Source organism: Micromonospora sp. NPDC048169 (genome assembly GCF_040652815.1).
In the GTDB taxonomy this organism is placed as follows: Bacteria; Actinomycetota; Actinomycetes; order Mycobacteriales; family Micromonosporaceae; genus Micromonospora.
In genome coordinates this window covers 176,548-198,369 of sequence record NZ_JBEZMS010000002.1, presented here as the reverse complement: position 1 = coordinate 198,369, position 21,822 = coordinate 176,548, and the positions used below count along the sequence as shown (strand labels likewise).

Below are 21,822 nucleotides of genomic sequence, written 5' to 3'. Positions count from 1 at the left end.
TCGAACGGAGAACTCCGACGAGGTGGCGGTCGTGGCCGAACTCATCTCTGATGTCGCGTCGCCCATGTGGGCGTACGCGCTGCTGCTGATCCTGCTGATCGTCGACGCCTTCGTCCCGGTGGTGCCGACCCAGCTCGTCATGATCACCAGCGGGGCGCTGACCGTGTACGGCGGGCTCAGCCTGCCGCTGACCATCGCGGTCGGGGCGGCCGGTGTGTTCATCGGGGACCTGGCCTGCTACCTGATCGGCCGCAGCACGCCGACCCGCCGCCCGGCACGCGCCACCACACCCGGGCGGGCACGCCGGGCCGTCACCCGGGTCACCCGTGGGCTGCGCGAGCCGGGGCCACTGGTGATCCTGCTCTGCCGCTTCGTGCCCGGCGGACGGATGGCGGCCTGCTTCTCGGCCGGGCGCAGCCGCTACCCGTACCGCCTGTTCGTGCCGTACGAGGCGGCGGCGGCCCTCGCCTGGTCCAGTTACGGCGCGCTCGTCGGTCACCTGGGCGGTACGGCGCTGACCCACTCCGCGTGGCGGCTGCTGCTGATCGGCGGGGTGGCCGCGACGGGATTCGCGCTGGCCGGGTGGGCGATGACCTGGATCAGCAACAACCGGCAGACCCGCGCCGAGGCCCGTTGGCGGACGAGCGGTTCCAGGAGCACCTGATCAACTTGAAGGAAGAGCAGCCATGAGCGGTGGGGCGAACTGGCGCGACGTCAAGGCGAAGGCCCGAAGTATCGACCCCTCGTGGGACGACAGCGAGCGTGTCGCCCGGCGGGGACAGCTTCGAGAGAAGATGCTGGCTTCGGTCAGCGGCGCGCAGCTGGCGGAGATCCGCAAGCAGCTGGGTATGACCCAGGCTCAACTGGCGGAAGCGGCGGGCTTGTCTCAGGCGCGGATCAGCCAGATCGAGAATGGCGAGAGCGTCAACCTGGAGATCCTTCGCGCCTATGTGACCGGACTGGGCGGACACCTTGATGTGGTCGCCCGGATCGGGAACATCCGCCTCGACGTAGCCTGACGCGGTTCTCGGGGGTCCGGTAGGGGACGACCCGGGGAGCGAAGTGGGTGGTGGTCCCGGATCCGTCTGGGGCGGTTGCGGCGACAGGCTGGCCGTATGGCTGGAACGCGGAGAAGCGGCCTGCTGGCCCTCGGCGGGATCGTCCTGGCGGCGGTACTCGCGGTGAACGGTCACCTCGAGGTGAGCGACGACCTGGATCCCTGGTCGCTGACCGTCAGCGACTTCGCCGTCTCCGACCGGGGCGGCGTGATCGACACCGCGATGGCGGTCCTCGCGGCGGCAACTCTCGTGCTGCTGCCCGCGCTGCGCCGCTCCGGCGCGGGCCGGGTCCCGCTCGCGCTGCTGACCGCCTGGTCGGCCGGGCTGCTGGCCGCCGCCGTGGTGCCCACGAACGAGCCGGGTACGCAGATGGACACCGCCGCGTACGTGCACCGGTACGCCTCGGTGCTGTCGTTCCTGGCCCTGCCGGTGGCCGCCTGGCTGCTGGCCCGTCACCCGGTCAGCGACGCCGCCGCCTGGCTGCGCGGCCTGACCGTAGCCAGCCTGCTCCTGGCCGGCGCGATGATCTGGTCCGCCTATCCCGGCGACCGCGCGCTGCTCGGCCTGATCGAGCGCCTGCTCATCCTCACCGAGACGGCCGTCATAACCACCCTGGCGGTGCACGCCACCCGCCGCACCCCGGCCGAGACCGGCGATCATGCAGTTGCGGCCCGTACAGAACGGGCATACCGGCTGGATCGGGGGCCACAACTGCATGATCGACGAGCGAGGGCCGCTACTCCAGCTCGTGGAGCATGAGCTGACGGGCGGCCTCGGTGATGGAGCCGGACAGGCTCGGGTAGATGGTGATGGTGTGGGCCAGCTCGTTGACGGTGAGGTTGTTCTCCACCGCCATCGTGATCGGCAGGATCAGCTCGCTCGCCTTCGGCGCCACCACCACGCCGCCGATCACCTGACCGCTCGCCGGCCGGCAGAACAGCTTGACGAAGCCGTCGGCCAGGTCGTCCATCTTCGCCCGGGCGTTGCCGGACAGCGGCAGCATCACCTGGCGGGCCGGGGTCTTGCCGGCGTCCACCTCGTCCTGCGAGACGCCGACGGTGGCCAGTTCCGGGTCGGTGAAGACGTTCGCGGCGACGGTACGCAGCCGCAGCGGCCGGACCGCCTCGCCCAGCGCGTGCCACATGGCGATCCGGCCCTGCATGGCAGCGACGCTCGCGAGCGGCAGCACCCCGGTGCAGTCACCCGCCGCGTAGATGCCCGGCACATTGGTACGGGAGACGCGGTCCACAGTCACGTAACCGCCCCGGGCCAGCTCCACGCCGTACTCGGCCAGGCCCAGGTCGGCGGTGTTCGGAATCGAGCCGACAGCGATCAGCGCGTGCGAACCGGTGACCTGACGGCCGTCGGAGAGCACCACCTCCACCCCGTCGCCGGCCCGGCGGACCGCCTCGGCGCGGGAGTTGTTCAGGATGCTCATGCCCCGGGCGCGGAACACCCGCTCGATCGCCATCGCGGCGTCGGCGTCCTCGTGCGGCATCACCCGGTCCCGGCTGGAGACGAGGGTGACCTTGACGCCCATGGCCAGGTACGCGCTGGCGAACTCGGCGCCGGTCACGCCGGAGCCGACCACGATCAGGTGCTCGGGCAGCTCGGGCAGGTCGTACACCTGGCGCCAGGTCAGGATGCGCTCACCGTCCGGTACGGCGGTGGGCAACTGGCGGGGGGTCGCGCCGGTCGCGACGAGCACCGTCGACGCGGCGATCGAGTAGTCCGCACCGCCGCCGGCCGGGGTGACGATCACCCGGTGGGTGTGACCGAGCGTGTCCTCACCCAGCCGCGCGGTGCCGGCCACGAACTCGACGCCGGCCTTCACCAGCTTGGTGTGGATGTCGGCGGACTGGGCCAGGGCGAGCCGCTTGACCCGCTCGTGCACCGCCGAGGCGTCGACGGTGACCGCCTCCAGGCCGTCGGAGTGCACCCCGAACTCCTCGGTGTCCCGGTAGCCGGTGACCACCTCGGAGCTGGCAATGAACGTCTTGGAGGGCACGCAGTCGGACAGCACACAGGCGCCGCCGGCGCCTTCCGCCTCGACCACTGTGACATCGGCGTCCAGCTGCGCGGCGACCAGAGCCGCCTCGTACCCGGCCGGCCCGCCGCCGATGATCACGATCTGGCTCACAGAGCCGTCCCTTCGTCGAAACTCACAGTGACTTTCTTCTCCCCGTCCCGTCCGACACGCACTGTCGTATTCTCCCCCACCCGTCGGCCGGGCTATGGTCGTCGCCGTGGGTCTCTACGCTGCTTACGGCTCGAACCTGGATCCCGCCCGCATGCGCGCCTACTGCCCGCACTCGCCGATGGTGGGCACCGGCTGGCTGGAGGGGTGGCGGCTCACCTTCGCCGGCGAGGACGTCATCGGCTGGGAGGGCTCGGTCAGCACCGTGGTCGAGTCCCCGGGTGACCGGGTGTTCGTGGCGCTCTACGACATCCACCCGTACGACGCCGCGCAGCTCGACGAGATCGAGGGCGTGACCGCCGAGACGTACCGCAAGCTGACGGTCCGCGTCTCGACGCTGGACGGAGACCTGACCGCGTGGGTCTACGTGTTCGACGGGTACGAGGGCGGACTGCCCACCGCGTGGTACCTGTCGGAGCTGGCGAACGCCGCGGAGAAGGCGGGCGCGCCGGACGACTACGTCACCGAGCTGCGGTCCCGCCCCACCGGCACCGCGTCGGCGTAGCGCGTCTCCCACACCGACAGTGTGCGCCGCGCGGCCGCAGCCGCGCTCGGCGACCCCGGTACGGGGGTGCCGGGTCACACCCGCGAGGCGGGCACACTCCGCTCGTACATGTCGACCCAGCGTTCCTCCACCAGCCCGACGGAGCGGTAGAGCGTGACCGGCGCGGTCGGGTTGGCCAGGTCGACGCCGAGCCCCGCCCCGGCGCGGCCTTTCGCCGCGTAGACCGCGAAGGCCCGGCGCAGCAGCGCCGCGCCCACCCCCCGGCGCCGGTACGCGGGCAGCACCGACAGCGTCCGCACCCATCCCCGGTCCTGGTCGAGCGCCTGGTCGGAGGACTGGAGCGCGCCGGCCGGCGCGCCGTCGACCTCGGCCAGGAACCACTCGTCCCAGACCTTGCCGTACGACGGCAGCAGATCCCGCCACTGCTCGAAGTCGAGCGGGTCGTGGTCCGGGGTGTCCCGGAACGCGGTGTCGTAGATGCGGTGGAACAGCCGCAGGTCGCTCTCGTCGCCAGCGCGCAGCGGCCGGACGGTCACCCCGGGCGGGGGCGCCGGTTCGGCGGGCAGGCCGGCCAGCGACCGGGTCATCCGGATGTAGCGCTTGAGCCGGGTGAACCCGGCCTCGGCCAGCTCGCCCGCCCAGCGGGTCTCCGGCGCGTACACCCCGGCGCGGGCGGTCAGCGCGGGCAGGCCGCGCTCGGCGGCCCGCTCGGCGACCCGTTCCAGCAGCCGGGCCAGCAGCGGGGCACGCAGGTCGGCGCCGCGGTCGGGGTCGACGAGCACGTCCACCCACTCCCGGCCCACGCCGCTCGGGTTGGCCAGGATCGACCAGGCCACCGCCGTACCGTCCGGGTCGGTGACCAGCCAGGAGTCGCGGGCCGGGTCGACGAACGGCGCGGTCAGCGCGGACCGCACGTCCTCGTCGTCGAAGTCGGGGTGGCCGACGGCGAACGTGTCGGCGGCGTGCACCACCGCCAGGATCGCGGGCACGTCGTCGAGGGTCGGGCGGCGGGCCGACCAGCCGGCGGGAAGCGTCACGGGCCAGATCCTGGCAGCCGGACCGGGCGCGTCGCCTCCCATTTATCCGCCGCGGGCGCGCTGCCGCGCGGCACCGAGCAGACCCAGCAGCTCGGCGCCCTCGGCGGTGCTCAACGCGCGGAACGCCGCCGAGGCCAGCCGGTCGGTCACCGCCTCGGCCCACAGCCGGCGCCGCACCAGCGGCCCGACCGGCGGGTACGGGGGCGCCCAGCCGCACGCGGCCGCGCCCGCCTCGCCCTCCGGCCCGGCCAGCACCGCCTCCAGCGGCGTCAGTCCGGCCGCGCGCACCGCCAGGAGGTACGCCCCGGCGAAGTGCTCGCGCAGCAGCAGCATGCCGACCGCCGCCCGCGCGCCGGGTGACGGTTCGGGCACCGGCATGGCCCGCCAGGCGGCGAACAGCGGCATGCCGCTGGCGTCCGCCGCGTCGACCGCCCGGCCCAGCAGCGCGGCGAGCCGCGCCGACTCGGCGCCGTCACCGAGCCGGGCGGTGCCCCACCGGCAGCACTCGGCCAGGTTGGCGGCGGCCACCTCGATCGGCGGGACGGTCCGCGCGGCGGCGTCCCAGCCGTCGGTGACCGCCTCGGGCGCGATGAAACCGAGGGCCGCGGCCACCGTCTCGGCGCGGACGTCACCGAGGGCTCCGGCCCGCCCGGTGATGTAGAAGGCCCACCCGGAGATGCCGAGCAGCCGCGCCCGGCGCAGCGTGGACGGGCAGCGGGCGAACGCCTCTCCGAGTTCCAGCACGAGCGGCTTGCAGGCGGCGGCGAGCTGTTCCGGAGTCATCGGCGGCCCGTCACCGTCACTCCACCGTAGCCATTCATCACGCTCAGTCTGCCGGGTGCTCACCGGTGTCGGCATCCCCCTCTTCGGCGTCGAGCGCCTCCAACACGGCCTCCACCTCGCCGGCCCGGCGCCGAGCCGCGGTGACCGCCCGTTCCGCGCCCCGGCGGGCCAGCCGGGCCCGGCTCAGCTCCTGCTCGGCCACGGCCCGGCGACGCTCCAGCTCGGCCAGTTCCGTCTCGATCCGGTCCAGCGCCGCAGCGCCGTCCCGCTCGGCCGCCTCGGCGGTTCCCAGCTCCTTCTCGGCCCGGTCCAGGTCCGCGCGGGCCCGGGTCAGCTCCCGGGTCGCGGTCCGCCGTCGCCCGGCCCGTTCGGCCCGCGCCGCCCGCTCGTCGCGGGCCCGGCGCGCGTCGGCCCGCTCGGCCGCCCGATCCGGTACGACAGGCGTCTCCCCGCCCTCGGTCACGAGCCGCAGCTGGGGTCGGGGCACCTCGCCGAACCCGGCGTAGTGGCTGGCCCGCAGCAGGCGTCCGGCGCGTACCTGCTCGGCCACCTCGGTGTCCGACAGCGCGGCGTTGAGTGTCGCCTCCACCTCGCCCAACGGCAGTTTCCCGGCCGGTGGCGCGGCGGGTTCGGCGGCGGCGAGCCGGCGTACCTCGGCCACCAGCGCGCCCACGACGGCGCGGCGCTGCGCTGACAGTTCCCGCAGTTTGCCGCCGCGCAGGTCGCGTTGCGCGGCGCGCAGCGCCCCGGCCAGCTGGGTGAGGTCGGCGACCAGCTCGGGACGGCGGATGGCCAGCAGGTTGACCAGCCAGGCCGCCACCGTCGGCCGGCGCAGTCTGCCGATCTCCCGGGCGGTAAGCGGGTCGCCGGACTGCCGCGCCTGCGCGACGGCGGCGTCCCGGGCCGCGACGAACCGGTCCGGCGGGGTGGCGTAGAGCCGCCGGATCACCTCCGCGGGCACCTCGGCCATGGTCAGGCGTCGATCCGGGTGCCCGGCTCCAGACGGCGGTAGTCGGTCTTGGACAGCGCCGTGTACTGCCGGTCCAGCACGCCGAGGCCGTTGTCGTTCAGTAGCCCGTCGTGCAGCGCGTACGCCCGGCGCGGCGCGACCGCGCGGATGAAGTCGACCACCTCGGAGAACTTCGACCAGGGCGCGTGGATCGGGGCGAACAGCGTGTCCACCCGCACGTCGTCGGGGACGAACAACGCGTCGCCCGGGTGGTACACCACGTCGGCGAAGAGGTAGCCGAGGTTCTGGATCACCGGGATGTCCGGGTGGATGACCGCGTGCTGCCCGCCGTACGCCCGCACCGGCACCCCGGCGACGGTGAACGACTGTCCTGGCTCGACCGTGACGAGCGCCTCGGCCGCGTCGCCGAGCACCCCGGCGAGCGAGGCCGGGCCGTGCACCGGCACCGGCCGCCGCTCCAGCGCCCGGGTCAGCGCGCCGACGTCCACATGGTCCGGGTGTTCGTGGGTGATCAGCACCGCGTCCGCACCGTCCAGCGCCGCCGGATCGCTGAAGACACCCGGGTCGACGACAAGCACCGCACCGTCGTGCTCCAGCCGGAGGCAGGAGTGGGCGTACTTGGTCACCTGCATCGTGATCCCTCGCTTATCGAATCGTGATGTCCTCAGCGCAGTCTGCCGGAACCGGCGCGACCACGCGTCACGTCCGAGGTATCGGTCCCGGCGGGCGGGGCCGTCGAGGATCGGAGTACGGGGCATGGGTGGACGGCGACTCCGGGGCGTGGCCCTGGTGGCGGTGGGGCTGATAGCGGCGCTGGGCGTGGGCGCGTGCAGCGCGGGCGGAGACGGTGGCAGCGACTCGGCCGCGCCAGCCGCCGACAGAGGCGCGGGGAGCGAGCAACTCGCCGAGGGCGGCGCGGACAGCGACCAGGCCGCTCCCGGCGGCACCGGCGGCGCGGACCTGCGGGTCGACCAGCGGTCCATCATCTACACCGGGACCATGCAGGTGCGGGTGGACGATGTGGAGGCCGCCGCGCGGGAGGCGACCACCGCGGTGACGGCGGCCGGCGGGTTCGTCGGCGCCGACCGGCGGTCGAGCCGGGCCGCCGAGGCGCGGGCCGCGCTGACGCTGCGGGTGCCGGCGGACCGGTTCACCGCGGTGATCGACCGGCTCGCCGGTCTCGGCCGGCAGGAGCGCCGGGAGATCCGCACCGAGGACGTCACCGAGCAGGTGGTCGACCTGGACGCCCGGATCGCCACCCAGCGGGCGCGGGTGGAGAGCGCCCGCAAGCTGCTCGCCCGCGCCACGTCGGTCGACGAGCTGGTCCGGCTGGAGAACGAGGTGGGCACCCGGCAGGCGGACCTGGCGTCGCTGGAGGCCCGCAAGCGCCGGCTGGCGGACCTGACCGCGCTGTCCACCATCACCGTGACGTTCCTCGGTCAGGACGCCAGCACCGCCGACGAGGAGGCCGACCTGGGCTTCCTGGCCGGGCTGGGCGGCGGCTGGTCGGCGTTCCTGGCCTCGGCCCGGGTCCTGCTCACAGTGCTCGGCGCGGTGCTGCCCTTCGCGGTGGTGATCGGCGTACCGCTGTGGTTGCTGCTGCTGTGGCGGCGCCGGGTGCGGGCCCGGAGGACGCCGCCGCCCGGCCCGGGCGCGATGCCGCCGCCCGGCCTGGGCCCGATGCCGCCGGGCCCGGCCGGGCCGGCCGACGGTCCGGTCAGCGCGCCGCCGCCAGTGCCCGCAGCGCGGTCTGGACCATGAGGCGTACGCCGGCTTCGATCGCGCGCTCGTCCACGTCGAACGAGGCCCGGTGCAGGTCCACGTTGGGCCCGCTCCGGCCGACGCCGAGGCGGGCGAGCGCGCCCGGCACGTGCTCCAGGTACCAGGAGAAGTCCTCGCCGCCCATGCTCTGCGGCGTCTCGGCGATGCCGTCGGGGCCGAGCGCCGCGGCGGTGGCGGCGGTGAGCACGCCGATGGCGCCGGCGTCGTTCGTCACCGGGGGCCGGCCGCGCAGGTATTCCAGGTCGACTGTGGCGCCGGTGGGCGCGAGCACGTCTCGCACCACCTGAGCGACGATCTCGGGCGCCCGGTCCCAGGTGTCGCGGTCCATCACCCGCAGGGTGCCGGCCGCGCACGCCTCGGACGGGATGACGTTGTAGCGGGTGCCGGCCGAGGCGTGGCCGAACACCAGCAGCAGCCCGCTGTTGGCCGGCACCCGGCGGCTGATCAGCGTCGGCACCTCGGTCACCAGCCGGCCGAGCGCGTCCACCAGGTCGACGGTCAGGTGCGGGCGGGCGGTGTGCCCGCCGGGCCCGGTGAGCCTGACAGTGACGTTGTCGGCGGCGGCGGTAATCGGGCCGACCCGCAGGCCGACCTTGCCCACCGGCAGGTTCGGGTCGCAGTGCAGCGCGAAGATCTGCACCACGTCCTCCAGGCCGCCGGCCTCGATGACCTCCAGCGAGCCGCAGGGCAGGATCTCCTCGGCGGGCTGGAAGATCAGCCGGACCCGGCCGTCGAGCCGGCCGGTGTCGGCGAGCTGGGCCAGCAGCATGCCGACGCCGAGCATCACCGACGTGTGCACGTCGTGGCCGCAGGCGTGGCAGACGCCCTCCACGGTCGACCGGTACGGCACGTCCTTCGGGTCGCTCAGCGGCAGCGCGTCGATGTCGGCGCGGAGCGCGATCACCGGCCCGTCCGGGCGCCCGTCGATGTCGCAGATGACGCCGTTGCCCTTCGGCAGCAGGCGCGGCTTGAGACCGGCGAGGGACAGCTCACGGTGCACCAGCGCGGCCGTCTCGAACTCCTCGCCGGACAGTTCCGGGTGGGAGTGGAGGTGACGGCGCGTTTCGATGAGGCCGGGTACGCGCAGCGCGAGCAGATGGTCGAGCTCGAAGGGCAGGGGCTGGTAACCGGTCGGCGCCTCGGGCCGGGACGACGCCAGCGGGCCGCCGGAAGGCAGCGTCAACGCACTCGTCACGTCGAATTCTCGATCACTAGAAGTGGATGGATCTTCGGGTCGGACAGCAGACAGCCTAGACCTCCGACGGTGACGCTGCGCAACATCTTTCGTGTAGCGGTCGGACCGCGCAGCGTCACGAATGCCCTGGTGGGAGGGCTCGAATATCTGCGGGACAGCAGGTAGATCGCGGTCAAACGCCGTCATCCGCCCCCCACCTCCTACAACGCGTAACCGTTTCAGCGGCCCCCAAATACTCGTCAGCCGTTCCGAATTGTCGCATTAGTCGTGGCAATTAACTGCCGCTCCGACAATTGCCCGACAACTGTCGGCTGCCGGAGGACTCCCGACGGTGACACGACCGCCCGACAGCCGCCCGCACACGCTGTCCGTCCCCGTTCACCCGATCGGGTTACCCGGATCGCCGGATCGCACACGCGCGACGGCGGCCCACGCCACGCACCGCAGTGCGCGGCGGGGCCGCCGCCGGACGGTTCAGAAGCGGTCGCTGGGCCGGTAGATCCCCCACACCTCGCGCAGCGTGCCGCAGACCTCGCCGACGGTGGCGCGGGCCCGCAGCGCCTCCTTCATCGGGTAGAGCACGTTGGCGTCCCCCTCGGCGGCGGCACGCAGCTCGGCCAGGGCCCGCTTCACCGCGCCCGAGTCCCGCTCGGCGCGCAGCCGGGCCAGCCGCTCCCCCTGCGCCGCCTCGATCGCCGGGTCCACCCGCAGCGGCTCGTACGGCTCCTCCTCGTCGATCTGGAACCGGTTGAGGCCGACCACCACACGCTCGCCCGAATCGATCTCCTGGGCGATCCGGTACGCGGACTGCTCGATCTCCCGCTTCTGGAACCCGGCCTCGATCGCGTCCACCGCCGAACCGTGGTCGAAGACCCGGTCCATCAACTCGGTGGCCGCCGCCTCCACCTCGGCGGTCATCGCCTCCACCACGTACGACCCGGCGAACGGGTCGACGGTGGCGGTCAGGTCCGTCTCGTACGCCAGCACCTGCTGCGTGCGCAGCGCCAGCCGGGCCGCCTTCTCGGTGGGCAGCGCGATGGCCTCGTCGAAGCTGTTCGTGTGCAGCGACTGGGTGCCGCCGAGCACCGCGCCGAGACCCTGCACCGCCACCCGGACCAGGTTCACCTCCGGCTGCTGGGCGGTGAGCTGCACACCGGCGGTCTGGGTGTGGAACCGCAGCATCATCGACTTCGGGTTCTTCGCGCCGAACTCGTCGCGCATCAGCCGGGCCCAGATGCGCCGGGCCGCGCGGAACTTGGCGACCTCTTCCAGCAGCGTGGTGCGGGCCACGAAGAAGAACGACAGGCGGGGCGCGAAGTCGTCCACGGCCAGCCCGGCGGCGAGCGCCGCGCGGACGTACTCCACGCCGTTGGCGAGGGTGAACGCGACCTCCTGCGCGGGCGTGGCGCCGGCCTCGGCCATGTGGTAGCCGGAGATGGAGATGGTGTTCCACTTCGGCACCTCGGCGCGGCAGTACGCGAAGGTGTCGGCGACCAGCCGCAGCGAGGGCTTCGGCGGGAAGATGTACGTCCCCCGGGCGATGTACTCCTTGAGGATGTCGTTCTGGATCGTGCCGTTGAGCGCCGCCCCCGGCACGCCGTTCTCCTCGGCCACGAGCTGGTAGAGCAGCAGCAGCACCGAGCCGGGCGCGTTGATGGTCATCGAGGTGGAGACCTTGTCCAGCGGGATGCCGCCGAACAGCGTGCGCATGTCCTCGATGGAGTCGATGGCGACGCCGACCTTGCCCACCTCGCCGTGCGCGATCGGGTCGTCCGAGTCGTACCCCATCTGGGTGGGCAGGTCGAACGCGACGGACAGGCCCATGGTCCCGGCGCGCAGCAACTGGTGGTAGCGCGCGTTGCTCTCGGTCGCGGTGCCGAACCCGGCGTACTGTCGCATCGTCCAGGGCCGGGACGTGTACATCGTCGGGTAGACCCCGCGGGTGTACGGGAACTCGCCCGGCTCACCCAGCCGGGCGTCCAGGTCCGCCGGAAGGTCTGCCGCCGTGTAGACGCCCTGGATCGGGAAACCCGACTCGCTTGACCGCGCATCGCTCATTACCGGATGGTAAGACGAGCAGACCGCCAGGTGGGTGAGGGATACCGCACACCTCACGGCGGCGTCCCACCGGAGGTGAGCGAGCGACCACATACCGTCGAGTAGGTAAACGCCCGCCGCGTCGGGTTTCGCATCGGGCGTCGGAACCAGCAAGATAGAGGGGTTGTGTCCCAGCCCCCTCGATATCCCCCGGTGGCTTTTCTGTGACTCAGATTCCGACGTGGAGCGGCGGACCGGCCAGTCCTCCCACTGGACGCGCGGCGCCCGGCACCACCATCGGTGGTCGCTACTCGCTGCGCTCCCCGGTGGGCAACGGAGGCATGGGCACGGTCTGGCGGGCCACAGACACGTTGCTGCGCCGTGATGTGGCGGTCAAGGAGGTCGTCCTCCCGCCGGGGCTCGCCCCGAGCGACCGCGACGCGCTCTACGAACGGACACTGCGGGAGGCCCGCGCCGCCGCCGCGATCCAGCACCCGGCAGTGGTGCAGGTCTACGACGTGGTCACCGAGGGTGGCCGCCCCTGGATCGTGATGGAGCTGCTGGACGCCCGCAGCCTGGCCGACATGGTGATCGAGGACGGGCCGGTCGCGCCGCGCGCCGTCGCCAAGATCGGGATCGCGCTGCTCGGCGCCCTGGAGGTGGCACACGCGATCGGCGTGCTGCACCGCGACGTCAAGCCGGCGAACGTGCTGATCTGCACCGACGGCCGCTGCGTCCTCACCGACTTCGGCGTCGCCCGGATGCCCACCGACGTGCAGCTCACCACGCCCGGCATGGTGCTCGGCTCGCCGCACTTCATCTCCCCCGAGCGGGCCATGGGCCAGGAGTTCGGGCCGCCCAGCGACCTGTTCTCGCTCGGCGTGACGCTCTACACGGCGGTCGAGGGCCGGCCACCGTTCGACAAGGGCGACCCGATCGAGACCATGCACGCGGTGGTCGAGGACCCGCCCGCCACGCCGCAGCGCAGCGGCCCGCTCACCGGCGTGCTGATGGGGCTGCTGGAGAAGGACCCGGCCCGCCGGATGGACGTGCACCGGGCCCGCGCCAACCTGCGCGAACTGCTCGCCGGGCCGCTGACCAGCACCGCCACCGCCGTCAACTCGGTCACCGACCCGTACGCGGTGGTGCCGGTGCCGCGCCCGACCACGCCGCCGGCGATCGCGGCGGAGCCGAAGCCGAGCGGGCAGATCGGCGGCCGGGCGATGATCGGCCCGGAAGAGTCGCTCACCGACCGGCTCGCCGCGCTGCGCCGCGGTGAGCGGCCCACGGCCGAGAAGCCGGCGACGACGGCCGCGCTGGACGAGACGAGCGCCGACGCGCTGGCCGGTCCGCTGCACACGCCGACCGGCGCGATGTCCGGGCCGGGCACGCCGGAGGCCGCCCAGCGCATCTCGCCGGACGCCACGGTCCGGCTCGGCCAGGGCGCCGCGGACGCGACCCAGGCGGTGCCCACCGCCGTGCCGGCCACGTACGGCCGCACCGTCGACGCCACCCAGCCGGTGTACGGCGGCAACCAGTGGTCGGTGCCCGGCACCGGCCAGCCGTGGACCACCCCGTCCACCGCCCCGGACACCGCCGGTGGCGGCGGCGCGAAGGGGCTGCTCGGCCGGGTGAAGGCGTGGCCGCGCAAGGTCCAGCTCGCCGCCGCCGGTGGCCTCGCCGTGGTGCTGCTGCTGGGCGTGATCGCGCTGACCAGCGGCGGCGACGACGCGCCCCCGCCGATCGTGGGCACGCTGCCGTCGAACTCGGCCGCCGCCTCCCCGGTGGAGATGCAGGAGCAGACCGTCAAGGGCGTGACCATCCAGGTGCCGAAGGGCTGGCAGCGGCAGACCGGCGGCCTCTACGTCGACTACGTCGACCCGGAGGACGAGGGCCGCAAGGTGCGGGTCATCGCCGAGCCGTGGGGCGGCACCTCGATCAGCTGGGCCGAGTTCGCGTCGCGGAACCTGAAGAAGAACAGCGCCAAGAGCAAGAACTGCCCCGCCCCCTACACCGAGGTGTCGGTCTCGGAGCAGCCGCTGGCCGGGCAGACCGGCGGCCAGCTCGAATACACCTGCGGCGAGGGTGAGTCCATGCGCCACGGCATCTGGCGGGGCCTGGTCAAGGACGGCAAGGTCTACTCGTTCTACCTCTCCTCGACCGACGCGCGGTTCGCCGAGAGCAAGCCGATCTTCGACGCGATGGCCGGCTCGTTCCAGCTCACGGCGGCCAACTGAGTCGAGGCCGACGGCCAGTGGTGATCCGCCGCCGTGCTTTCATGAGGCAATGGCGGCGGAAACCACTGACCTTGACGACCTTCGCGTACGGGCCGAGCGCTGGCTCGCCGACGACCCGGACCCGGCCGACCGCGACGAGCTGCGCGCGGTCCTCGACGGGCTGCCCGGCACGGCGGCCGACCTGGCCGACCGGTTCGCCGGTCCGCTGACCTTCGGCACCGCCGGGCTGCGCGGCCCGCTGCGCGCCGGGCCGAACGGCATGAACCTCGCCGTGGTCACCCAGGCCGCCGCCGGGCTCGTCGGCTGGCTCGCCGCCCAGGGCGGCGAGGGCCCGCTGGTGATCGGGTACGACGCCCGGCGCGGCTCGCGTGCCTTCGCCGAGCGCACCGCGCAGGTGGCCACAGGTGCGGGCCGTCCGGCGCTGCTGCTGCCCCGGCCGCTGCCCACGCCCGTGCTGGCGTTCGCGGTCCGGCAGCTCGGCGCGGTCGCCGGAGTGATGGTGACGGCCAGCCACAACCCGCCGCAGGACAACGGCTACAAGGTCTACCTGGGCGCACGGCTCGGCGGTGAGCTGGGCGCGGGCGCGCAGATCGTGCCGCCCGCCGACGCCGGGATCGAGGCGGCCATCCGGTCCGTCGGCCCGCTCGCGGCGGTGCCGCTCGGCCCGGCCGGTCAGGTGCTCGGCGACGACCTCGTGGCCGCGTACGTCGAGCGGGCCGCCGCCGTGGTGGATCCGACCGGACCGCGCGACCTGAGGGTGGCGTACACGCCGCTGCACGGGGTGGGCGCCGCGGTGCTGACCGCCGCGTTCGCGCGCGCCGGGTTCGGCGTGCCCGGGGTGGTGCCCGAGCAGGCCGAGCCGGACCCGGCGTTCCCGACCGTGAGCTTCCCGAACCCGGAGGAGCCGGGCGCGGTGGACCTGCTCGTCGCGCTCGCCGACCGCACCGGCGCGGACCTCGCCATCGCCAACGACCCGGACGCGGACCGCTGCGCGGTGGCCGTACGCGACGCCGGGTCCTGGCGGATGCTGCGCGGCGACGAGGTGGGCGCGCTGCTCGCCGACCACCTGATGCGGCGCGGCGTGACCGGCCTGTACGCCACCACGATCGTGTCGTCGGCGCTGCTCCGGGCCATGGCGGCGGCCCGGGGCCTGCCCTACGACGAGACGCTCACCGGGTTCAAGTGGATCGTGCGGGCCGGTGGCGGCCGGGAGCCGCTGGTGTACGGCTACGAGGAGGCGCTGGGCTACTGCGTCGCCCCCGAGCACGTGCGGGACAAGGACGGCATCACCGCCGCGCTGACTGTCGCCGAGCTGGCCGCCGGTCTCAAGGCCGAGGGCCGTACGCTGCTCGACCGGCTGGACGAGCTCGCAGCCGAGTTCGGCGTGCACCACACCGAGCAGCTCTCGGTGCGGGTGGAGGACCTGCGGGTGATCGCGGACTCGATGGCGCGGATCCGGGCGGCCACCCCGACCGCGCTGCTCGGGCAGCCGGTGACCGAGGCGTCCGACCTGCTCCCCGACGCGGACGTGGTGATCCTGCGTACCGGCGCGGCCCGGGTGGTGATCCGGCCCTCGGGCACCGAGCCGAAGCTCAAGGCGTACCTGGAGGTGGTGGAGCCGGTGAGCGGCGGCGACGTGCCGGCGGCCCGGCAGCGAGCGCGTGCCGCGGTCACGGAGCTGCGCAACGAGATCGCCGCCGCCCTAGGCCTCTGACCCCGGTGTAAGGAAGGGCCCCTTGTTAACGCCTGGCGTTAACAAGGGGCCCTTCCTCTACCGGAGGCGTTAAGAGGGGGCCCTTCCTTACCGCTTGCCGAGGGCGGCGTCGACGGCCTGGCCCAGCGCGGCGATGACCAGGCTGATCGACGGGCGTACCACGCTGTCGTCAAGGCTCACCGTGCCGGAGAACCCGGCCCCGGCGGCGATCTCCTCCAGCCGCCGGCCGGCGTCCTCGGCGGCCGGGCCGGTCAGCCCCAGCGCCGGTTCCATCCGCAGCACCGCGACGAGCGTGGCGAGCGCGGCGGTCCGCTCGTCCGGGAGCTGCCCGCTGGTCAGCGCGTCGGCGAGCCGCCCCCGGATGTCCGCCTCGACCGAGGCGTCGGCCACCGGGTAGCGGTGCACGTGGATGAAGCCCAGCTCGGTCTCGTCGACGTCCCGCACCACGCCCCGCTCGCAGAGGTCGGAGAGGATCCGGTCGCGCAGCCCGTGCCGCAGTCGCTGCACCCACGACGACGGCGTGTGCGGGGTGTCGGCGGCGATCTTGGCGAGTACGGCGTCCGCGATCGGCTCGCCGGTCGGCGCGGGGTCGACCACCGCCAGGTTCCCGTCCGCGTACGCGACCCGTCCGGCCAGGGCCAGCTCGACCAGCACCGCGGCGGCCATGCCCAGGTCCAGGCTGATCCGCGGCATGGTGGCCTTGCCGGTTTCGTCGTCATACGCGAGGAGCAGCAACTCCTCGGCGAGCGCAACACCAGTCATGGCCCGGAACGCTAGCGCCTCCCCGCACCCCCGCGCATCGACTCGCCGGGTGGGTCCGGCGCCCGGTGCGGAGGGCCGTCCCCCGCACCGGACCGGTCTCAGAAGCGGGGCATGCCGCCGAACTGGCGGTCACCGGCGTCACCGAGGCCGGGGACGATGAACTTCGAGTCGTTCAGACCCTCGTCGATGGAGGCGGTGACCAGGCGCAGCGGCAGGCCGGAGCGCTCCAGCCGCTCGATGCCGACCGGCGCGGCCAGCACGCAGAGCACTGTGATGTCGGTGCAGCCCCGGTCGGCGAGCAGCCGGCAGCAGTGCTCCAGCGAGCCGCCGGTGGCGAGCATCGGGTCGAGCACCAGCACCGGCAGTCCGCTGAGGTCGCGCGGCAGCGACTCCATGTACGCGCGGGGCTCGTACGTCTCCTCGTCGCGGGCCAGGCCGACGAAGCCCATCGACGACTCGGGCAGCAGGCCGAGCGCGGCGTCGGCCATGCCGAGACCGGCCCGCAGCACGGGCACCAGCAGCGGCGGGTTCGCCAGCCGGCTGCCCTCGGTGGCGGTGACCGGGGTCTGGATCGAGTACTTCTCGACCGGGAAGGAGCGCGCGGCCTCGTACACCAGCATGGTGGTGAGTTCGCGCAGCGCGGCCCGGAACGACGACGAGTCGGTCCGGGCGTCCCGCATGGCGGTCAGCCGCGTCTGGGCGAGCGGATGGTCAATGACGTGTACGTCCACGATCGCTCAACCTACCGTTTGGCGGCGCGGCGCAGGGCGGGTGCGGTACGACCAGCGACACCGCTCACGTATGACGCTCACGACCCGTGGATCGTGAGCAAGATCACCCGACTCGCTGGTGCGTACTATTCGGGGCATGACGGCGACAACGACGTCGGCCCGGTCGGACCTCACCGAGCTGGGACGATCCGAGACCGCTCTGCGGACCTTCCTGCACGGCCTGCCCGGCGTGGACCAGGTCGGCGCGGAGCAGCGGGCGGCAGCACTCGGCACCCGCTCCATCAAGACGACCGCCAAGGCCGAGGCGATCGACCTGGCGATCCGGATGGTCGACCTGACCACCCTGGAGGGGGCGGACACCCCGGGCAAGGTGCGGGCGCTGGCCGCCAAGGCGCTGCGCCCCGACCCGGCCGACCCGAGCTGCCCGCACGTCGGCGCCGTCTGCGTCTACCCGTCGATGGTCCCGTACGTGGCCGAGGTGCTGCGCGGCAGCGGCGTGCACCTGGCCAGCGTGGCGACCGCGTTCCCGTCCGGCCAGGCCCCGCTGGAGATCAAGCTCGCCGACGTGCGGGCGGCGGTCGAGGCGGGCGCGGACGAGATCGACATGGTGATCAACCGGGGCGCGTTCCTCGCCGGGCGCTACCAGGAGGTCTACGACGAGATCGTGGCCACCAAGGATGCCTGCGGGGCAGCGCACCTCAAGGTGATCCTGGAGACCGGTGAGCTGGCCACGTACGACAACGTGCGGCGCGCGTCCTGGCTCGCCATGCTCGCGGGCGGAGACTTCATCAAGACCTCCACCGGCAAGGTGCCGGTCGCCGCCACGCCGCCGGTGACGCTGGTGATGCTGGAGGCGGTACGCGACTTCCGCGCCGCCACCGGGCGTCAGGTCGGCGTGAAGCCGGCCGGTGGCATCAAGACCACCAAGGACGCGATCAAGTACCTGGTCATGGTCAACGAGACGGCCGGCGCCGACTGGCTGAGCCCGGACTGGTTCCGGTTCGGCGCGTCCAGCCTGCTCAACGACCTGCTCATGCAGCGCACCAAGCTGACGACCGGCGTCTACGCCGGCCCCGACTACTTCACCCTGGACTGAACGCGATGTTCGAATACGCACCCGCCCCCGAGTCCCGCTCGGTGGTGGACATCAAGCCCTCGTACGGGCTCTTCGTCGACGGCGCGTTCGTCGACCCGGCCTCCGGCGGCAGTTTCAAGTCGGTGAACCCGGCCTCCGAGGAGGTGCTGGCCGAGATCGCCGAGGCCGGCGCCGAGGACGTGGACCGCGCGGTCCGCGCCGCGCGCAGCGCGTACGAGAAGGTCTGGGGTCCGATGCCGGGCCGGGACCGGGCCAAGTACCTGTTCCGGATCGCCCGGATCATCCAGGAGCGCTCGCGCGAGCTGGCCGTGCTGGAGTCGCTGGACAACGGCAAGCCGATCAAGGAGTCCCGCGACGTCGACCTGCCGCTTGTCGCCGCGCACTTCTTCTACTACGCGGGCTGGGCGGACAAGCTCCCCCACGCGGGCTTCGGGCCGGAACCGAAGCCGCTCGGCGTGGCCGCGCAGGTCATCCCGTGGAACTTCCCGCTGCTCATGCTGGCGTGGAAGATCGCCCCGGCGCTCGCCGCCGGCAACACCGTGGTACTCAAGCCGGCCGAGACCACCCCGCTGACCGCGCTGCTGTTCGCCGAGATCTGCCAGCAGGCCGACCTGCCCGCCGGCGTCGTGAACATCGTCACCGGCGCCGGTGACACCGGCCGGGCGCTGGTCGAGCACCAGGGCGTGGACAAGGTGGCGTTCACCGGCTCCACCGAGGTCGGCCGCGCCATCGCCCGCGCGGTGGCCGGCACCCGCAAGAAGCTCACGCTGGAGCTGGGCGGCAAGGCCGCCAACATCGTCTTCGACGACGCCCCGATCGACCAGGCCGTCGAGGGCATCGTCAACGGCATCTTCTTCAACCAGGGGCACGTCTGCTGCGCCGGTTCCCGGCTGCTGGTCCAGGAGTCGGTGGCCGACCGGGTGCTGGAGTCGCTCAAGCGCCGGATGGCCCAGCTGCGGGTCGGCGACCCGCTGGACAAGAACACCGACGTGGGCGCGATCAACTCGGCCGCGCAGCTCGCCCGCATCCGGGAGCTGTCCGACGCCGGGTCCGCCGAGGGCGCGGAGCGCTGGTCGCCGCCGTGCGAGCTGCCCGAGCGCGGCTTCTGGTTCGCGCCGACCATCTTCACGGGAGTCACCCAGGCGCACCGGATCGCCCGCGAGGAGATCTTCGGCCCGGTGCTGTCCGTGCTCACCTTCCGCACCCCGGCGGAGGCCGTCGAGAAGGCGAACAACACGCCGTACGGGCTGTCGGCCGGGATCTGGACCGACAAGGGTTCCCGGATCCTGTGGGTGGCCGACCGGCTGCGCGCGGGCGTGGTGTGGGCCAACACGTTCAACAAGTTCGACCCGACGTCGCCGTTCGGCGGCTACAAGGAGTCGGGCTACGGTCGCGAGGGCGGCCGGCACGGGCTGGAGGGGTACCTCAGTGTCTGAGCGGGTCGCGGTACGCAAGACGTACAAGCTCTTCATCGGCGGGAAGTTCCCGCGCAGCGAGTCGGGACGGTCGTATCTCGTGCAATCCGCGAACGTGTCTCTTGCCTCCCGGAAGGACGCGCGGGACGCGGTTGTGGCCGCCCGCGCCGCGGTGAAGGGCTGGGCCGGGGCGACCGCGTACAACAGGGGTCAGATCCTCTACCGGGTCGCCGAGATGCTTGAGGGCCGGCGCGAGCAGTTCGTCGCCCTGGGCGTCCCGGCCGACGAGGTGGACGCGGCGATCGACCGCTGGGTCTGGTACGCCGGGTGGTCCGACAAGCTGCCCCAGGTGTACGGCGGCGCGAACCCGGTGGCCGGGCCGTACTTCAACCTGTCCGCGCCGGAGCCGACGGGCGTGGTCGCGGTGGTGGCCCCCGAGGAGCCCGCGCTGCTCGGCCTGGTGAGCGTGATCGCCCCGGCGATCGTCACCGGCAACACGGTGGTGGTGGCCGCCTCCCCGGCGGCGCCGCTGGCGGCGGTGACGCTGGCCGAGGTGCTCGCCACCTCCGACCTGCCCGGCGGGGTGGTGAACATCCTCACCGGCCGGCTGACCGAGACCGTGCCGACGCTCGCCGCGCACATGGACGTGAACGCGATCGACCTGACCGGCGTCGCCGACGCCGAGCTGGCGGCCGACCTGGAGGTCAGGGCGGCGGAGAACCTGAAGCGGGTGCTGCGGCCGGCGCCGGCCGGCCACGACTGGTACGCCGACCCCGGCGTCACCCGGATGACCACGCTGCTGGAGACCAAGACGGTCTGGCACCCGAAGGGCGTCTGACCGCACGCCGGGGGTCGGAAGGGATCTACTACCGGGGGTAGGATTGCCGGGTGACTCGGCTGGGGGACCTTGAGCGTGCGGTGATGGACGTGCTGTGGGACGCGGCACCCGCCTCGTCGGGCGGCGTGACGGTGCGCGAGGTCGCCGACGCCCTGGACGGCCGCGAACTCGCCTACACGACTGTGATGACAGTGCTCGACCGGCTCGCCGGCAAGGGCATGGTGCAGCGTGAGCGGGAGGGTCGCGCCTGGCGCTACCGTCCCGCCGCCACCCGCGAGGCACACATCGCCCAGCTCATGCTCGAAGCCCTCGACCTCGGCGGCAGCCGGGACGCCGCGCTGGTGCGCTTCGCCCGCTCGGTGACCGGCACGGAGGCGGACGTCCTCCGCGCCGCGCTCAGCGCCGAGGCCGGAGCGACCGGCCCCGCGACCGTCGAGGACGGACCGGTCGGCCGGGTCGAGGATCCCCGGCCCGGCCGGCCGGCGCTCGACGAGGCGACGGACCGGTAGGGCGGCTGCCGTGGCGTACGCCCTGCACTTCGCCGCGATCATCCTGGCCTGCTGGCTGACCGCGCAGGTCCTCGCCGTCGCGCGCTGGACCTGGCGGGCGCCCCGGGTGGCGATCGTCTGCTGGCAGGCGGTCGGGCTGGCGCTCGGCCTGTCGGCCATGGGGCTGCCGATGGCGCTGGGGCTCGACGCGTACGACCGGGCGACCGCGTGGGCGCTGCTGGCGCTGGCCGACGACCTGGCCCACGGCACGCTGCCGGCCGGGGTGGGCGCGGTGCACCTCAGCCTGGTGGGCGTCGGTCTCGGCATCGGCGTGGTGCTGCTCACCACGACGGTACGCAGCCTGCACGGCGCGGTACGCGCCCAGCGCCGGCACCGGGAGCTGCTGCACCTGGTGGCCCGGCACGACCCGACGGTGCCGGGCGCGCTGGTGCTCGACCACCCGAGCGCGGCGGCGTACTGCCTGCCGGGGGTGCGGCCCCGGGTGGTGGTGAGCGCGGGAACGCTCGATCTGCTCGATCCGGCCGAGCTGGCGGCGGTGCTCACCCACGAGCGGGCACACGCCCAGGAGCGGCACGACCTGGTGCTGCTGCCGTTCACCGCGCTGTGCCGGGCGCTGCCCTGGTTCCAGTGGGTGCGGGACGCGCACGCGCGGGTGGCGCTGCTGGTCGAGATGCGCGCCGACGACAAGGCCCGGGAACTGCACGCGGACGCGCCGCTCGCCGGGGCGCTGCGCCGGTTCGCCGCCGCCGAGCACCGGGTGCAGCCGGCCGGCACGCTCGGACTCGGCGACCGCGACCTGGACGTACGCGTGCAGCGGCTGCTCGACGCGGACCGCCCGCCGCGGGTGCTCGGCGCGATGGCGCTGGCGGTCGCGGGCACGCTCGTCTCCCTGCCGTTCGCCCTGTTCCTGAGCTGACCCCGACCCCTACGGGACTTCTCCGGGTTCGCGCACCTCT

Annotated in this window: 21 protein-coding genes; 12 read left to right on the top strand and 9 right to left on the bottom strand. The window is 73.4% G+C overall.

Annotation, left to right across the window (positions count from 1 at the left end; all coding sequences use genetic code 11):
• Positions 1-31: 31 nt before the first annotated feature.
• The 3 genes from AB0D28_RS02885 to AB0D28_RS02875 all read left to right on the top strand — a co-directional run bounded on the left by AB0D28_RS02885 (position 32) and on the right by AB0D28_RS02875 (position 1,817).
• Positions 32-664 (top strand): DedA family protein, encoded by a 633-nt coding sequence (locus AB0D28_RS02885; RefSeq protein WP_357381535.1) that lies wholly within the window; start codon positions 32-34, stop codon positions 662-664.
• Between the two features lie 22 nt (positions 665-686).
• A complete protein-coding gene (locus AB0D28_RS02880; protein WP_260037602.1) occupies positions 687-1,019 on the top strand; it encodes a helix-turn-helix transcriptional regulator in 333 nt (110 codons plus the stop codon).
• A gap of 96 nt (positions 1,020-1,115) precedes the next feature.
• A complete protein-coding gene (locus AB0D28_RS02875; protein ID WP_357381532.1) occupies positions 1,116-1,817 on the top strand; it encodes a DUF998 domain-containing protein in 702 nt (233 codons plus the stop codon).
• Here the strand turns inward: AB0D28_RS02875 and AB0D28_RS02870 are convergent.
• Positions 1,795-3,198 carry an NAD(P)H-quinone dehydrogenase gene (locus AB0D28_RS02870; RefSeq protein WP_357381530.1) on the bottom strand — a complete coding sequence of 468 codons (1,404 nt, stop codon included), beginning with the start codon at positions 3,196-3,198 and terminating at the stop codon, positions 1,795-1,797. The genes AB0D28_RS02875 and AB0D28_RS02870 overlap by 23 nt on opposite strands.
• 106 nt (positions 3,199-3,304) lie before the next feature.
• Here AB0D28_RS02870 and AB0D28_RS02865 point away from each other — a divergent pair, with 106 nt between their 5' ends.
• Positions 3,305-3,760 (top strand): gamma-glutamylcyclotransferase, encoded by a 456-nt coding sequence (locus AB0D28_RS02865; RefSeq protein ID WP_357381528.1) that lies wholly within the window; start codon positions 3,305-3,307, stop codon positions 3,758-3,760.
• 74 nt (positions 3,761-3,834) lie between these two features.
• Here AB0D28_RS02865 and AB0D28_RS02860 read toward each other — a convergent pair whose 3' ends face one another.
• From AB0D28_RS02860 to AB0D28_RS02845, 4 genes are read right to left on the bottom strand one after another with little or no spacing between them, the layout of a single operon-like run.
• Complete coding sequence (locus tag AB0D28_RS02860; protein ID WP_357381526.1) at positions 3,835-4,797, bottom strand: GNAT family N-acetyltransferase; 963 nt, start codon at positions 4,795-4,797, stop codon at positions 3,835-3,837.
• Between the two features lie 42 nt (positions 4,798-4,839).
• Positions 4,840-5,580: a hypothetical protein gene (locus tag AB0D28_RS02855; protein WP_357381524.1), complete on the bottom strand. Its 741-nt coding sequence runs from the start codon at positions 5,578-5,580 to the stop codon at positions 4,840-4,842.
• A 43-nt stretch (positions 5,581-5,623) separates the two neighbouring features.
• Positions 5,624-6,550, bottom strand: a complete 927-nt coding sequence (locus tag AB0D28_RS02850; protein WP_357381522.1) for a hypothetical protein — start codon at positions 6,548-6,550, stop codon at positions 5,624-5,626.
• A gap of 2 nt (positions 6,551-6,552) precedes the next feature.
• The gene (locus AB0D28_RS02845) at positions 6,553-7,182 is read right to left on the bottom strand and encodes an MBL fold metallo-hydrolase (RefSeq protein WP_357381520.1); all 630 of its coding nucleotides are present in this window, start codon (positions 7,180-7,182) and stop codon (positions 6,553-6,555) included.
• 124 nt (positions 7,183-7,306) lie between these two features.
• Between AB0D28_RS02845 and AB0D28_RS02840 the strand changes: the two genes are divergently transcribed.
• Positions 7,307-8,311 (top strand): DUF4349 domain-containing protein, encoded by a 1,005-nt coding sequence (locus AB0D28_RS02840; RefSeq protein ID WP_357381518.1) that lies wholly within the window; start codon positions 7,307-7,309, stop codon positions 8,309-8,311.
• Here the strand turns inward: AB0D28_RS02840 and AB0D28_RS02835 are convergent.
• Positions 8,268-9,527, bottom strand: coding sequence for an amidohydrolase (locus AB0D28_RS02835; RefSeq protein ID WP_357381516.1), 1,260 nt, complete (start codon positions 9,525-9,527; stop codon positions 8,268-8,270). The two genes, AB0D28_RS02840 and AB0D28_RS02835, sit on opposite strands and share 44 nt — an antisense overlap.
• A gap of 474 nt (positions 9,528-10,001) precedes the next feature.
• A complete protein-coding gene (locus tag AB0D28_RS02830; RefSeq protein ID WP_357381513.1) occupies positions 10,002-11,585 on the bottom strand; it encodes a methylmalonyl-CoA mutase family protein in 1,584 nt (527 codons plus the stop codon).
• 203 nt (positions 11,586-11,788) lie between these two features.
• Between AB0D28_RS02830 and AB0D28_RS02825 the strand changes: the two genes are divergently transcribed.
• Positions 11,789-13,801: a protein kinase gene (locus AB0D28_RS02825; RefSeq protein WP_357381511.1), complete on the top strand. Its 2,013-nt coding sequence runs from the start codon at positions 11,789-11,791 to the stop codon at positions 13,799-13,801.
• A 49-nt stretch (positions 13,802-13,850) separates the two neighbouring features.
• The gene (locus tag AB0D28_RS02820; protein ID WP_357381509.1) at positions 13,851-15,515 is read left to right on the top strand and encodes a phospho-sugar mutase; all 1,665 of its coding nucleotides are present in this window, start codon (positions 13,851-13,853) and stop codon (positions 15,513-15,515) included.
• Positions 15,516-15,602: 87 nt separating this feature from the next.
• Here the strand turns inward: AB0D28_RS02820 and AB0D28_RS02815 are convergent, their stop codons facing one another.
• Complete coding sequence (locus tag AB0D28_RS02815) at positions 15,603-16,277, bottom strand: GPP34 family phosphoprotein (protein WP_357381507.1); 675 nt, start codon at positions 16,275-16,277, stop codon at positions 15,603-15,605.
• Positions 16,278-16,375: 98 nt separating this feature from the next.
• Positions 16,376-17,008 (bottom strand): uracil phosphoribosyltransferase, encoded by a 633-nt coding sequence (gene upp, locus AB0D28_RS02810; protein WP_013284009.1) that lies wholly within the window; start codon positions 17,006-17,008, stop codon positions 16,376-16,378.
• Positions 17,009-17,144: 136 nt separating this feature from the next.
• On the opposite strand from upp, the gene deoC reads away from it, so the two are divergent.
• From deoC to AB0D28_RS02785, 5 genes are read left to right on the top strand one after another with little or no spacing between them, the layout of a single operon-like run.
• On the top strand, positions 17,145-18,104 hold the full coding sequence (gene deoC, locus AB0D28_RS02805) for a deoxyribose-phosphate aldolase (protein ID WP_357381505.1): 960 nt from the start codon (positions 17,145-17,147) through the stop codon (positions 18,102-18,104).
• 5 nt (positions 18,105-18,109) lie between these two features.
• Positions 18,110-19,540 carry an aldehyde dehydrogenase family protein gene (locus tag AB0D28_RS02800; protein ID WP_357381502.1) on the top strand — a complete coding sequence of 477 codons (1,431 nt, stop codon included), beginning with the start codon at positions 18,110-18,112 and terminating at the stop codon, positions 19,538-19,540.
• Positions 19,533-20,357, top strand: a complete 825-nt coding sequence (locus tag AB0D28_RS02795) for an aldehyde dehydrogenase family protein (RefSeq protein ID WP_357381500.1) — start codon at positions 19,533-19,535, stop codon at positions 20,355-20,357. The genes AB0D28_RS02800 and AB0D28_RS02795 overlap by 8 nt, the downstream gene beginning before the upstream one ends.
• Before the next feature lie 50 nt (positions 20,358-20,407).
• Positions 20,408-20,866 carry a BlaI/MecI/CopY family transcriptional regulator gene (locus AB0D28_RS02790; protein WP_357381498.1) on the top strand — a complete coding sequence of 153 codons (459 nt, stop codon included), beginning with the start codon at positions 20,408-20,410 and terminating at the stop codon, positions 20,864-20,866.
• A 10-nt stretch (positions 20,867-20,876) separates the two neighbouring features.
• Positions 20,877-21,782 carry a M56 family metallopeptidase gene (locus AB0D28_RS02785; protein ID WP_357381496.1) on the top strand — a complete coding sequence of 302 codons (906 nt, stop codon included), beginning with the start codon at positions 20,877-20,879 and terminating at the stop codon, positions 21,780-21,782.
• The last annotated feature ends 40 nt before the right edge of the window (positions 21,783-21,822 follow it).

Coding starts and splice junctions, on each gene's coding strand:
- AB0D28_RS02800 (WP_357381502.1), top strand. CDS start 18,110: ATGTTCGAATACGCACCCGCCCCCGAGTCCCGCTCGGTGGTGGACATC.
- AB0D28_RS02855 (WP_357381524.1), bottom strand. CDS start 5,580: ATGACTCCGGAACAGCTCGCCGCCGCCTGCAAGCCGCTCGTGCTGGAA.
- deoC (WP_357381505.1), top strand. CDS start 17,145: ATGACGGCGACAACGACGTCGGCCCGGTCGGACCTCACCGAGCTGGGA.
- AB0D28_RS02880 (WP_260037602.1), top strand. CDS start 687: ATGAGCGGTGGGGCGAACTGGCGCGACGTCAAGGCGAAGGCCCGAAGT.
- AB0D28_RS02820 (WP_357381509.1), top strand. CDS start 13,851: ATGGCGGCGGAAACCACTGACCTTGACGACCTTCGCGTACGGGCCGAG.
- AB0D28_RS02850 (WP_357381522.1), bottom strand. CDS start 6,550: ATGGCCGAGGTGCCCGCGGAGGTGATCCGGCGGCTCTACGCCACCCCG.
- AB0D28_RS02830 (WP_357381513.1), bottom strand. CDS start 11,585: ATGAGCGATGCGCGGTCAAGCGAGTCGGGTTTCCCGATCCAGGGCGTC.
- AB0D28_RS02840 (WP_357381518.1), top strand. CDS start 7,307: ATGGGTGGACGGCGACTCCGGGGCGTGGCCCTGGTGGCGGTGGGGCTG.
- AB0D28_RS02845 (WP_357381520.1), bottom strand. CDS start 7,182: ATGCAGGTGACCAAGTACGCCCACTCCTGCCTCCGGCTGGAGCACGAC.
- AB0D28_RS02875 (WP_357381532.1), top strand. CDS start 1,116: ATGGCTGGAACGCGGAGAAGCGGCCTGCTGGCCCTCGGCGGGATCGTC.
- AB0D28_RS02815 (WP_357381507.1), bottom strand. CDS start 16,277: ATGACTGGTGTTGCGCTCGCCGAGGAGTTGCTGCTCCTCGCGTATGAC.